Annotated in this window: 9 protein-coding genes; 6 read left to right on the top strand and 3 right to left on the bottom strand. The window is 68.4% G+C overall.

The genetic code is table 11. The features are described 5' to 3' along the window. The first annotated feature begins 46 nt into the window (after positions 1-46). From HUW62_RS40640 to HUW62_RS40615, 6 genes are all read left to right on the top strand, one after another. A complete protein-coding gene (locus tag HUW62_RS40640; RefSeq protein ID WP_163863599.1) occupies positions 47-547 on the top strand; it encodes a hypothetical protein in 501 nt (166 codons plus the stop codon). Positions 548-676: 129 nt separating this feature from the next. After that, positions 677-2,542: a malto-oligosyltrehalose trehalohydrolase gene (treZ, locus tag HUW62_RS40635; protein ID WP_176437485.1), complete on the top strand. Its 1,866-nt coding sequence runs from the start codon at positions 677-679 to the stop codon at positions 2,540-2,542. A 261-nt stretch (positions 2,543-2,803) separates the two neighbouring features. After that, a complete protein-coding gene (locus tag HUW62_RS40630) occupies positions 2,804-4,087 on the top strand; it encodes a discoidin domain-containing protein (protein ID WP_176437484.1) in 1,284 nt (427 codons plus the stop codon). 196 nt (positions 4,088-4,283) lie between these two features. Then, positions 4,284-5,714, top strand: coding sequence for a M20 family metallopeptidase (locus HUW62_RS40625; protein WP_163863592.1), 1,431 nt, complete (start codon positions 4,284-4,286; stop codon positions 5,712-5,714). Positions 5,715-5,977: 263 nt separating this feature from the next. Next, the gene (locus HUW62_RS40620) at positions 5,978-6,553 is read left to right on the top strand and encodes a DUF1629 domain-containing protein (RefSeq protein WP_163863589.1); all 576 of its coding nucleotides are present in this window, start codon (positions 5,978-5,980) and stop codon (positions 6,551-6,553) included. A 325-nt stretch (positions 6,554-6,878) separates the two neighbouring features. Further along, complete coding sequence (locus HUW62_RS40615) at positions 6,879-8,462, top strand: carboxylesterase/lipase family protein (RefSeq protein WP_176437483.1); 1,584 nt, start codon at positions 6,879-6,881, stop codon at positions 8,460-8,462. A 24-nt stretch (positions 8,463-8,486) separates the two neighbouring features. Here HUW62_RS40615 and HUW62_RS40610 read toward each other — a convergent pair whose 3' ends face one another. From HUW62_RS40610 to HUW62_RS40600, 3 genes are all read right to left on the bottom strand, one after another. Beyond that, on the bottom strand, positions 8,487-10,133 hold the full coding sequence (locus HUW62_RS40610) for a serine/threonine-protein kinase (RefSeq protein WP_176437482.1): 1,647 nt from the start codon (positions 10,131-10,133) through the stop codon (positions 8,487-8,489). Positions 10,134-10,232: 99 nt separating this feature from the next. Then, on the bottom strand, positions 10,233-10,994 hold the full coding sequence (locus HUW62_RS40605) for an ABC transporter permease (protein WP_163863583.1): 762 nt from the start codon (positions 10,992-10,994) through the stop codon (positions 10,233-10,235). 92 nt (positions 10,995-11,086) lie between these two features. Next, positions 11,087-12,028: an ABC transporter ATP-binding protein gene (locus HUW62_RS40600; protein ID WP_163863581.1), complete on the bottom strand. Its 942-nt coding sequence runs from the start codon at positions 12,026-12,028 to the stop codon at positions 11,087-11,089. Between the last annotated feature and the right edge of the window lie 400 nt (positions 12,029-12,428).

Genomic DNA, 12,428 nt, shown 5'->3' with positions numbered 1-12,428 from the left:
GCGCGGATGGCTGCGCGCGCCAGGACACGCTGCTTAGCGTCCGGGCATGAGCCTCACGACCCAAGTCGCACCCCCTCTCGCGCTCGCACCGGAGCACCACACGCTGCGCGAGTGGCGCTTGCTGTTCACCCGTCTGCCCACGCCCTCCCGGGAGGCGCTTCCTGGACGCTACCGGGCGGAGCTCCTGGGGCCCTCCTGGTTCCAGGGCTTCGCGCACCGGCTGTTGGGCGTGCTGGGGATGCGTGGCTGGTGGGGCAAGGACATCGCCCCCGGAGGACGCGAGGGGGCGAACCTCGTGAACCGCGTGGGTGGCATCTGGCGGGCCGTGCCGCTGGTGATTCGCGAGGGGACGTCGCGAGTGGACGGGCGGACGTCGCTCCAGGTGGAGTACACGCCGGAGGTAGGGCGGCAGTGGCGTCCCTGGGTGGACGAGCTGCGCTGGCTGGAGGGGCGCACGCTGCTGGCGATGACGCACCTGGAGCTGCCGGTGCTGCGCCACCTCACGTTCCCCTTCCTGCTGCACCGCGAGTCCTCCTCGCCCGCTTGAACGGGCGGTCGGCGCGCGGGGGGCCTCACCGAGTGAACGCCCACCCGTGAACATCTCTGATGGGAGAGTGGGCTTCGTCCGCGCGCAAGTGCTCCCCTGAGGCGCGCGGGCGCATTACAGAACACTCAAATGGGTGCTCTGGCGGAGAAGAAGGCGGACGCGAAACAGGCGAAGGTTCCCTCGCTCGGCGCGTGGGTGGAAGCAGGCCCGAAGGTGCGGTGGCGGGTCTGGGCCCCCAGTCACGAGCGCGTGGAGGTGGTGCTGCACGACGCGCGGGGCGAGCCGGGGCGCGTGCTGCCGATGACCGCGGAGCGCGACGGCTACTTCAGCGCGGTGTTGGAGGGCCAGGGCGCGGGCGTGCGCTACAAGCTGCGTGTGGATGGCGCGGGGCCCTTCCCGGACCCGTGGTCCCGCTCACAGCCGCAGGGCGTGCATGGCCCTTCTGAAGTCGTGGTGCCGGACTTCGCGTGGACGGACGCGGGCTGGAAGGGCGTGGAGCCCCAGTCGCTCGTCCTCTACGAGGTGCACGTGGGCACCGCCACGCCCGAGGGGACTTTCGAGGCGCTCATCTCCAAGCTGCCCGAGCTCAAGGAGTTGGGCATCACCGCGCTGGAGCTGCTGCCGGTGGCCAGCTTCCCGGGCACTCGCAACTGGGGCTACGACGGCGTGGACCTCTTCGCGCCCGCGCAGGTGTACGGCGGCCCGGTGGGACTGCGCCGGTTGGTGGACGCCGCGCACGCGCAAGGCCTGGGCGTGTTGCTGGACGCCGTCTACAACCACTTCGGACCGGACGGGAACTACCTGCGCGCGTACTCGCCGCACTACTTCACCGGACGCCACCACACGCCGTGGGGCGACGCGGTGAACTACGACGGCAAGGACAGCCGGCCCGTGCGGCGGATGGTGCTCTCCAACGTGGAGATGTGGATTCGCGACTACCACCTGGACGGCCTGCGCCTGGACGCGGCGCACGCCATCGTCGACGAGACACAGCCGCACCTGCTCACCGAAATCGCCGAGCGTGCCCGGGCCAGCGCGCCGGGACGCCGGGTCATCATCATCGCCGAGGACGAGCGCAACGAGCGCCGCCTCATGCTGCCCGCGTCCGAGGGAGGCCACGGGCTGGACGGCGTCTGGGCGGATGACTTCCACCACCAGATGCGGCGCGCCTTCGCGGGGGACAGCGAGAGCTACTTCCAGGACTACACGGGCAGCGCGGAGGACCTGGCGCGCACGCTGCGACAGGGCTGGTTCTACGAGGGCCAGGTGTCGAAGAACCAGGGGCATGCGCGGGGCACGCGCGCGGAGGGCCTTTCGCCCTCGGCCTTCGTGTACTGCCTCCAGAACCATGACCAGGTGGGCAACCGCGCGCTGGGCGAGCGACTGGGACATGACGTATCCCCCGCCGCCTTCCGCGCCATGAGCGCGTTGCTGCTGCTGTCGCCCTACACGCCGTTGCTCTTCATGGGCCAGGAGTGGAACGCGAGCACGCCGTTCCTCTACTTCACGGACCACAACGAGGAGCTGGGGCGGCTCGTCACCGAGGGCCGGCGCAAGGAGTTCGCGGGTTTCGCGCGCTTCGCTGGCGAAGAGGTGCCGGACCCGCAGTCGGAAGCCACCTTCGCGCGCTCCCGGCTGGACTGGAGCGAGGCCCAGAAGCCGGGGCACTCGGGCATCCGCGCGCTCTACCGCGAGCTGCTCCACCTGCGCGCGACGGAGCCCGCGATGAAGGACTCGCGGCGCGGCACGTACGACGCGCGAGCCGTGGGGCCGGAGGCGCTGGTGTTGGAGCGACGAGGGGGCGGGCAGGTGCTCCAGGTGTTGCTCGGCCTGCGCGGCAAGGTGGAGCACCGCGTCCCTCCCGACGCCGAAGTCGTGCTGTGGAGCGAGGCGCCGCGCTTCGGGGGCGACACCCGGACGTCCCTGCTCCAGGACGGAGTCGTGCGGCTGGAAGGTCCGTCCGCCGTCGTGTCGCGCTTCGTGAGTCAGCGGTAGTCGCCCTGGCGTCCAGACGACCGCGGGCTTGCCCGAAGGGGTGAGTGATGGGAATGACCTGTCACCCCTTCGGGTATTGGCGCCGCAGTCCGAACGTTGAGACATCAACACCGTGGGCGTCGCGTCGTGAGGAGACCTTGAGCTCCCTGGCGCGCGTCGACGGAGGAAAGCCAACGCGCCGCGGGGGGAACGCGGCGTGCCGGGGCGGTGCTGACCGTCCGGTGGGTCGTGGCTCTCGGTGGCCTCACTCGAGGTAGCAACTTGAATCCACACCACAGGACCTCATCCCGGCTGGGAGCTCGCTGGCGCATGCCGTGTCGCGCGCTCGCACTCGCGGCCTTCGCGCTCACCACGCCCGTGCTGGCCGCGGGCGGCTTCGTCGCCGTCACCGCCAGTGGGAACGACGGCAACGTGCCCGCCAATGCCATCGACGGAAACCTCACCACGCGCTGGTCCAGCGACGGCGTGGGGCAGTGGCTGCGCGGCGACCTGGGCGCCGTGAAGTCGGTGAGCGCGGTGGACATCGCCTGGTTCCGAGGCAATGAGCGCTCCAGCAAGTTCGTCGTCTCCACTTCCACGGATGGCAGCGCGTGGACGCAGGTGTCCTCGGGCAGTTCGTCCGGGAAGAGCACGGCCTTCGAGCGCGTGTCCTTCTCGCCGGTGAATGCGCGCTACGTGCGCATCACCGTCAACGGCAGCACGATGAACACCTGGGCGAGCATCTCCGAGCTGGCGGCCATCGCCACCGACGTCGGAACGCCGCCGTCCACCAGCAAGGACAAGTTCGGCGTGACGATGCTCTACCCGTCCAAGAGCGGGGGCGAGTCGTGGGCGCTGGCGGACAACGCGACGTCCGATGCGCGCTTCAATCCGCAGAAGACGATGACCCGTAACTCGGACGGCTCGTGGAAGATGAAGAACAGCGCGGTGCGGCTGCTCGTCTACACGTCCACCGGCTACGACGACCGGAAGATTCCCACGTATGACCGGGACGTGCTGGCGAGCCGGGGCTACATGCAGGCGGCCAATGACTGGCGCAACGTGGAGATGACGGGCTTCGTGAAGCTCAACGCCACGTCCGACGTGAAGGACAACTTCGACTGGTACGCGCGGGGCGGCAAGCACAACGACGACCACTCGGGCTGCGAGGGCAGCAGCTACAAGGCGGGGCTGCACTATGACGGCCGCGCCCGCTGGCAGAAGGAGACGTGGCATGTCTCCTACGAGCAGGCCGCGTACAAGGCGGCCACGTCCGCGCTGAAGGGCCGCTGGGTGGGCTTCAAGGCGGTGATGCGCAACACCACCGTCAGCGGCAAGGAGGCCGTGCGGCTGGAGATGTACGTCAACGAGAACGCCGACAAGGTGACGTGGAAGAAGGTCTACGACATGGTCGACTCGGGCACCTGGGGCGGTGACGCGCAGCACTGCGGCGGCGGCACCGGGGCCATGCCGATTACCTGGGGCGGCCCCATCGCCACGTTCCGCTGGGACAACGCCACGGACGTGGACTTCAAGTGGTTGACGGTGCGCGAAATCCAGCCGTGACGCGCGGGCGCTGACGCGGTGCTTCCAGGGGGCACGGTGGTGCCTCGTGCCCCTGTCATCGAGCGGCCATGACAGGCCTTTCGATGGAGGCCATCAGGCCGGGAGCAGGGGAGGCCGGTGGGGCGGGGCTCCACCGGCTTCGCCTTGGGTTTGTCGGTGTCGACAGGGGCGGCGTCCCGTGCTCAGCATCGCGGCCATGAATGTCCAGACCGCCACCGAGTCCTCCGACCGCATCTGGGAGAAGGAAATCCTCCCGGCGCTCGAGCGCTACATCCGCATCCCCAACAAGTCGCCTGCCTTCGACCCGGACTGGGTGAAGGCCGGACACATGGAAGCCGCGGTGCAGCTCATCGCGGAGTGGTGCCGCGCGCAGGCGCCGCACCTGCCGGGCCTCACGCTGGAGGTCATCCGCCTCAAGGACGAGCAGGGCAAGGACCGCACGCCGGTCATCTACATGGAGGTGCCCGGCACGCGCGGCGACGACACCGTGTTGATGTACGGCCACCTGGACAAGCAGCCGGAGATGACGGGCTGGCGTGAGGGCCTGACGCCGTGGACCCCCGTGCGCGAGGGCGACAAGCTCTACGGCCGGGGTGGCGCGGATGATGGTTACTCCGCCTTCGCGTCGCTGACGGCGCTGCGCCTGCTGCGCGAGCAGGGCGTGGCACACGCGCGCACCGTGGTGCTCATCGAGGCGTGTGAGGAGAGCGGCAGCTACGACTTGCCGGCGTACATCGAGGCGCTGGCGCCGCGCATCGGCAAGCCGTCGCTGGTGGTGTGCCTGGACTCGGGTTGCGCGAACTACGACCAGCTCTGGATGACGACGTCGCTGCGCGGCATGGTGGCGGGCAACCTGCGCGTGGACGTGCTCACCGAGGGTGTGCACTCCGGTGACGCGAGCGGAATCGTGGCGTCGTCCTTCCGCGTGCTGCGTCAGGTGTTGTCGCGGGTGGAGGAGGAGGGCACGGGCCGCGTGACGGTGCAGGGCCTGCATGTGGAGATTCCGAAGGAGCGGCAGGAGCAGGCACGCTCGGCGGCGAAGGTGTTGGGGGAGGAGGTCTTCGGCAAGTTCCCGTGGGTGTCTGGGATGCAGCCCATGTCGGACGACGGCGCGGAGCTGGTGCTCAACCGCACGTGGCGGCCGGCGCTGTCGGTGACGGGCGTGGACGGCCTGCCGCCGCTCCAGAGCGCGGGCAATGTGTTGCGGCCCTTCACCACGGTGAAGCTGTCCATGCGCATTCCTCCGAGGTTGGAGCCGAAGGCGGCGCAGAAGGCGCTCAAGGATGCGCTGGAGAAGAACCCGCCGTACGGCGCGAAGGTGAGCTTCGAGGGTGACAAGGCGAGCGTCGGCTGGGATGCGCCGCCGCTGGCGGGCTGGCTGTCGCGCGCGGTGGAGTCCGCGTCCGGCACGTACTTCGGCCGGCCGGCGATGGCGATGGGCGAGGGCGGCACGATTCCGTTCATGGGCATGCTGGGCGAGCGCTTCCCGGAGGCGCAATTCCTCATCACCGGCCTGCTGGGTCCGGGCAGCAACGCGCACGGCCCCAACGAGTTCCTGCATGTCCCCACCGGCAAGAAGCTGACGTGCTGCGTGGCCAGCGTCATCGCGGACCACTTCAAGCGGTAGGTCGTCGCCGGTGTCTGTATTTACCGCCGCTCCCATCCTGGGGAGCGGCGGTATAGATGGCTCAGGCGACTGTACTCCTTGGGTTGCCTGTCAGTGTCGTCTGGTACTGGCTGGGGTTGCCCGCCTTGCCGCGGGCCTCTTGCCGAGGCCTACCATGACGCTTCGGAGTGTGTTGCGCAGCCTCGCCAAAGAAGCGCAGACCCCAGGAACTAGAATCCACGGACTTTTGACTCAGGACCCGTGAGAAATCTAGGAAGTCCATCATGCCGAATCCATCTCGATACTTCAGACTCAGGCCTGACATGCGGCGCGGGAAGTGGTCTTTGGGAGAGCCGCTGAACGGGCAGGGCCAGGAGGTGGAGGACATCCGGGAGTTCACGTCGGGGCGGCCAGCTCACGTGGAGGGCCGCCTGACGCTCACCATCGACGAGCCCGGGAAGAAATTGGACTACAGCACGGCTGGCGCCGGCATGTCGCCCGTTGTCAACATCCGGGTGGCCGCCCTCTTCACGGAGTTGGTTCCCGATGATGTGCAATTGATACCCGTCGACATCAAAGGCTGCCCGGATGGGTATCAAATCCTCGTGGCCACCAAGCTTATCCGGTGCATCGATGACGAGGCCTCGGAAGAGGCACTGTATTGGCAGCCCGAGGATGAACGGCCGGACAAGCTCGGTATGTACCGCAGCGTCTACGGGATGCGGATCGACCGCACGAAAGTAGGCGGCGCGAAGGTCTTCCGCACCTGGGGGTGGTCCGTCGCCCTCATCGTCTCCGAGGACATCAAGCTCGCCCTGGAGCGCGCGAAAGTCACAGGGGCGAAGTTCGAGGAAGTCTGAGCAGCGGTGCGGGCTCCACCGGAAGTGTCACATTCAGACGACACGCGGACCCCACGGGGCACCCTCTCCGCGCTGCGGACGACAGTCGTCAGGACCTCCAGGGAGGTGTGTCACACGGGCTCTGTTTCATAGCCCGCGCTTGTCGTGAACCTCTCGCCGCGCGGGTTGCGAGACATTGCGCCGAAATCCTATGTCACGCACCCCACCCGGACGGTGGTCAGGCGATTCGCTCGCGTAGCTCCTCGACAGGTAGTCCTTCTCCCGGCTCCGACCGTGTGCCCACGCACGTGGACACGTCCTCACTCACCCCCAACGGAGCCAGACCATGAATGTCATCAAGACGCCCCCGGTCACCACGAAGGAAGGCCAGCTGCTAGGCAAGGTGGAAGGGAAGGTTTCCGTCTTCAAGGGCATCCCCTACGCCAAGCCTCCCGTGGGCAACCTCCGCTGGCGCGCCCCGGAGCGCCTCCCCGCGTGGACCGGCCCCCGTGACGCGCTCGAGTTCGGTCCCTCCGCGCTCCAGTCCCGACAGGCCTGCATCGAGGGCGGTGGCGGAGACCCCGGGAAGATGGCCGAGGACTGCCTCTACCTCAACGTGTGGACCCCCAAGACGGACCCGGGCGCGAAGCTGCCCGTGCTGTTCTGGATTCACGGCGGCGCCTTCATCATCGGCTCCGGCTGCGTGCCCCCCTATGACGGCACGCAAATCGCCGCCCGTGACGTGGTGCTCGTCACCTTCAACTACCGCCTGGGACACCTGGGCTTCTTCGCCCACCCGGAGCTGGAGAAGGAGGCCCCGGGCGGCCCGGCCAACTTCGGCATCCTCGACCAGATGCTCGCGCTGGAGTGGGTGAGGAACAACATCGCCCAGTTCGGCGGAGACCCCAGCAACATCACCATCATGGGCCAGTCCGCCGGCGCCAAGAGCGTGCTGGCGTTCTTCACCTCGCCGCTCATCCGGGAGAAGAACCCCTTCCGCCGCGGCGTGGCCATGAGCTCGTACGTCATCCAGGAGAAGTCCGTGGCGGACGCGAAGCTCTCAGGCGTGGCCTTCGCCCACCACCAGGGCGTCCCCTGGCAGCAGGCCACCATGGAGAAGCTGCGCAAGCTGGACCCGGAGAAGTTCTGGACGCTCCCCTCGGACAGCGTCAACGCGCCCAGCCCCATCTACGGGGACTCGGTGCTCCCCCAGACGATTCGCGAGAGCTTCGAGATGGGCTCGCAGCTCAAGCTGCCGCTCATCCTCGGCAGCACGAGCGATGACTCGAGCGTGGTGTCCTCGTTCGGCATCGACCCGGCCACCATCATCGACAAGCTGGGGGACCTCGGTGGCCTGATTCGCCAGCTCTACCCCGACGTGAGCGACGACCGGGAGATTGGCCGGCGGATGTGCCGCGACTTCGTCTTCTCCGTGACGCCGCGCCACCTGGCGACCTTCCACTCCCACCACGGCGCCCACGCCTGGCGCTACTACTTCGAGTACCGCGCGAAGATGCTCGCGCCCCGGCAGCCCCTGGGCGTGCCCCACGGCGGAGACGTCTCCTACTTCCTGGAGACGGCCGACCACGTCCCGCCGACGGGAGACCTCTTCCAGGACGAGGACCGGAAGTTCACCAGCCACCTGGTGGAGTCCCTCGTCCAGTTCCTGCGCACCGGCACGCCCGGGCCCGTGGGCGGCGTCGCCTGGACCGAGCACACGGCGGAGAGCGACAAGCTCTTGAGGTTGGATACCACCGTCAGGATGGTGGACGACTTCGAGGGGCCCATCCTGGACCTGGCCCAGCTCGTCATGCCGCTTATCGACTCCTTCGCCAAGCCGCCGCCGCCCGCGCTGCCGAAGAAGACCTCGTCCTCGTCGACGTCGACGTCGGCCGCGAAGGGCAAGCAGAGACCGCAGGCCACTCCGTAGAGGGGCCCGCGGAGACGGGCCGACTCAGCGGCCCGTCTTGATGCCCAGGTTCCCACCCTGCTGGGAACCTCCGGGGCGCTTGGTGCTGGTGGTGCCAGGGGACTTGCCGCCCTGGCGCCGCAGCTCCAGGTGCAGCTCGCTGTCGGCGGCGGAGACCTCGCGCGTCACCGGCTCGTAGCCCGCGAGCGTCAGCGTCACCGCGACGATGGGCGCGCCCTGCTCCAGCGACAGCGTCGTGGGCGTCAAGCCGCGCGCCTCGCCAGCGACGCTCACCGCCGCGCCCGCGGGCTCGGTGGTGACGAGCACCTCCGTCATCTTCACCGGCTCCGGCGTGGGCTTGTCGGGCTGTGCTGGAGGCGGCTCGCGCTCCACATGGACCGGCTGCGTCGTCGTCGTCACCGGCTGCGTCGTCGCGTCCGCCGGTCCGCGCAGGAAGGCGACGGCCGTGCCCGCCAGCAGCAGCCCCACCCCCGCCGCGACGACGGGCAGCCACGGAATGTGGCGCGTCTTCTCGCTGGGCGCGCGGTCCATGGGCGAGGTGCCGCGCGTGCGGTCCTGCACCACGGCCCCGACGGGCGCGGCCGCCGCCTGCTGCCGCGAGCGCGTCCCCGGCGTCACGTTGCGAGGGTGCTGCCGCGACGCGGACGTGCGCCCGGCCGGGCCCCCCACGCCGCTGAGCGACGAGTTGGAGCGCGAGTCCAGGTCCGCGTCCTCGGCGAGCTGGTCCAGCTTCGCCGGGTCCGTCTCCGTGGAGATGCGGTCCGCGTACAGCTCCCGCAGGTACGCCGACAGGTGCGCGCTGCTGGAGGGCAGCCGCAGGTTGAGCGTGTAGTCCTCCAGCGCGAGCCGGAAGGCGCCGCAGTCCGGGTAGCGCTCGTCCGGCGTGGGCGCCAGCGCCTTGAGCACCACCTCGTCCAACCCCGGCGGCAGCTTGGGGTTCAACTGCGAGGGGCGCGGCACCTGGCAGTCCTTCACCAGCCGCAGCGTCATCAAGTCCGAGTCGCCCTTGAAGAGCCGCTTGCCCGTCAGCATCTCCCACATGACGACGCCCAGCGCGAACAAGTCGCTGCGCGCGTCGATGGCCAGGCCGCTGGCCTGCTCGGGGGACATGTAGGGGTATTTGCCCTTGAGGACACCCGTCGCCGTGTTGGCGCTGCTGGTGGCCGCCTTGGCGACACCGAAGTCGATGACCTTCACGCCGCCGTCGAAGCCCACCAGGATGTTCTGCGGTGACACGTCGCGGTGCACCAGCCGCATGGGCCGGCCCTGAACGTCCCGCGCCTGATGCGCGTAGTGAAGACCCGCCGCGGCATCCGCGATGACGCGCAGAATCAATCCCACCGACATCGGCTTGTTCTGCGCGCGGGAGAACTTCTCCAGTCGACGCACGTCGTCGCCCTGGACGTACTCCATCGCCAGGCAGTGCCGTCCCTCTATCTGGGACAGGTCGAGAATGGTGATGAGGTTGGGGTGGGTGAGTCGGGCCACCAGCCCGGCCTCATCCAGGAACATGGAGAGGAACTCATCATCCTCCGCGAGGTGCGGGAGGATGAGTTTGAGGACCACCAGCCGCTCGAAGCCCGTTCCATGCTCACGGGCCAGAAACACCTGTCCCATGCCTCCCGAGGCAATCTTCCGCAGCAACTCGTACTTACCGAATGGCACCGCCATGATGTGGTCGGGAGAATATCTCCCTTTCTCACCGTGCGGGAAATGAGCAGTCGGGTGTCACCCCATGGTGACATGGGGACATGAAGGTCTGGGTAGGTCTCATGCCTTCATCCTGTAGCCGGAGCGGAGCACGAAGTACACGACAAGGGTTGCCACCACGGCGACACCCGCGAGGATTCCGCCGCCGAACAGGGGCGAGTAGATGCTGCGACCGAGCATCCCGTACCGCAGCCCCTCCACCATGTAGACCATGGGGTTGAAGAGGCTGACGGTGTTCCAGGGCGAGGGCAGCTCGCGCACGGAATAGAAGACGCCGCCCAGGAAGGTGAGCGGCAGCATGACGAAGGTGGGGAAGAAGTTGATCTGCTCGAACTTCTCCGCCCACACGGCGGCAAGCATGCCCAGCATGCTGAAGACGTAGGAGGCGATGAGCAGGAAGTACAGGGCCACCCACGCGTGCTCCAGGCTGAAGCCGGCGAAGGCGCCCGCCACGGCCCACGTCAGGCCGCCGACGACGAGGCCGCGCACCATGGCGCCGCCGATGAAGCCCGCCATCAGCTCGCCGGGCCCCAGGGGCGCCACCAGCAGGTCCACCACCGTGCCCTGAATCTTGGTGATGAACAGCGAGGAGGAGCTGTTGAGGAACGCGTTGTTGGCGATGCCCAGGAACACGAGGCCCGGCACGATGAAGTGCAGGTACGGCGAGCCCTCCACCTCGTGCACGCGGCCGGAGATGCTGTAGCCGAAGACGATGAAATACAGCGTGGTGCTGATGAGCGGTGAGAGGACGGTCTGCCCCGGCACTCGCATGAAGCGCCGGACCTCCTTCACGAACAGCGTCTGCATCCCGAGGACGTTCATGGTGGTGTCTCTGCGTGGCGCGTGTCGCCTTCGCGGACCCATATGACGGGCCTCGCGGTGGGGGGCGGGGGCGCGGAAAGGAGGAAGGAAGGTCAGGCGGCCTGGGGCGTGGGGCGGCCCCGGAGGACCTCGATGAGGACGTCTTCGAGGCGGGAGCGGCGCGTCTCCACGTCGGCGATGGGCTGCCCCTCCGCGTACAGCACGCGCAGCAATTCGCCCGCGGGGGCCGCGCCCTCGCGCTCCACGTAGGTGAGCGAGCGGCCGTCCTCGGACAGGCGCGGGGCGAAGCGCAGCGTGGCCTCCGACAGCGTCGTCTGGGGCTCCTGGAAGGTGACGACGACGCGCTTCTCGCCGAAGCGGCGCAGCAGCGTGGTTTTGTCCTCCACCATCAGCAGGCGGCCCTCGTTGATGATGCCCACCCGGTCCGCCAGCTCCTCGGCCTCCTCCAGATAGTGGGTGGTGAGGAGGATGGTGGTGCCCTCCGAGGCCAGCTTGCGCACGTACGTCCAGAGGTCCCGGCGCAGCTCCACGTCCACGCCCGCGGTGGGCTCGTCCAGGAAGACGAGCTTGGGCTTGTGCACCAGCGCCTTGGCGATGAGCAGCCGGCGCTTCATGCCGCCGGAGAGCGCGCGCGTGAGCGAGTCCTTCTTCGTGTACAGGTTGAGGGCCTTGAGCACCTCGTCGACGCGGGCCTCGTCCTGGCGCTGGCCGTAGAAGCCCAACTGGATGCGCAAGGACTCCGCGACGGTGAAGAACGGGTCGAAGTTGATTTCCTGCGGCACCAGGCCCAGTTGGTAGCGCGGGCCCACGGCGTCCTGGTCCAAATCCTTGCCGAAGACGCGGATGGTGCCGGCCGTCTTGCGCACCAGGCCACACACACTGCCAATCATCGTCGTCTTGCCCGCGCCGTTGGGCCCCAGCAGCGCGAAGATTTCGCCCGGCTGGATGGTGAGGTTCATCTGCTGCAACGCGGTGAAGTCACCGTAGCGCTTGGTGAGCCCCGTGAGCTCGAGGGCGGGAGTAGGCGTCGACATGGCGCGCTTCTCCTAACACCTCGGCCTTCCGCCGTCAGAACTCCCGCACCCCGCCTGGACACCGTCCCCGGCGGGTCGCGTCGACCCATACGCTCCGTGGCGGCTCGCGTCACGAAATAGTGGTTTTCCATTATGTTCAAGGTTTGACACGGTTGAGGCTCCACGCCGGCCCGGAGGCGAGGAGGCGCGGGAGTCCCCCGAGGGACGCGGCGCCTGACGCCCGGGAGTCATTCAACAGAAGCGGGGGTACTTCATGCCAGGTCTGAAGCGCGCACGTGCGCGGATGGTCTTCACTTTGAGTGTAATCGTCGTCGCGGTGGCGTGCAGTCGGGAGCCGGCCGTGCCGGGTGGCGCGGACACGACACGCGTGGTGGCGCAGGCCTGTCTCTTATAAACATCT

The organism is Myxococcus sp. AM011, assembly GCF_013372595.1.
Lineage (GTDB): Bacteria > Myxococcota > Myxococcia > Myxococcales > Myxococcaceae > Myxococcus > Myxococcus eversor.
This window is presented reverse-complemented; position numbering and strand designations above follow the sequence as displayed.

Coding starts and splice junctions, on each gene's coding strand:
- HUW62_RS40640 (WP_163863599.1), top strand. CDS start 47: ATGAGCCTCACGACCCAAGTCGCACCCCCTCTCGCGCTCGCACCGGAG.
- treZ (WP_176437485.1), top strand. CDS start 677: ATGGGTGCTCTGGCGGAGAAGAAGGCGGACGCGAAACAGGCGAAGGTT.
- HUW62_RS40625 (WP_163863592.1), top strand. CDS start 4,284: ATGAATGTCCAGACCGCCACCGAGTCCTCCGACCGCATCTGGGAGAAG.
- HUW62_RS40620 (WP_163863589.1), top strand. CDS start 5,978: ATGCCGAATCCATCTCGATACTTCAGACTCAGGCCTGACATGCGGCGC.
- HUW62_RS40615 (WP_176437483.1), top strand. CDS start 6,879: ATGAATGTCATCAAGACGCCCCCGGTCACCACGAAGGAAGGCCAGCTG.
- HUW62_RS40610 (WP_176437482.1), bottom strand. CDS start 10,133: ATGGCGGTGCCATTCGGTAAGTACGAGTTGCTGCGGAAGATTGCCTCG.
- HUW62_RS40605 (WP_163863583.1), bottom strand. CDS start 10,994: ATGAACGTCCTCGGGATGCAGACGCTGTTCGTGAAGGAGGTCCGGCGC.
- HUW62_RS40600 (WP_163863581.1), bottom strand. CDS start 12,028: ATGTCGACGCCTACTCCCGCCCTCGAGCTCACGGGGCTCACCAAGCGC.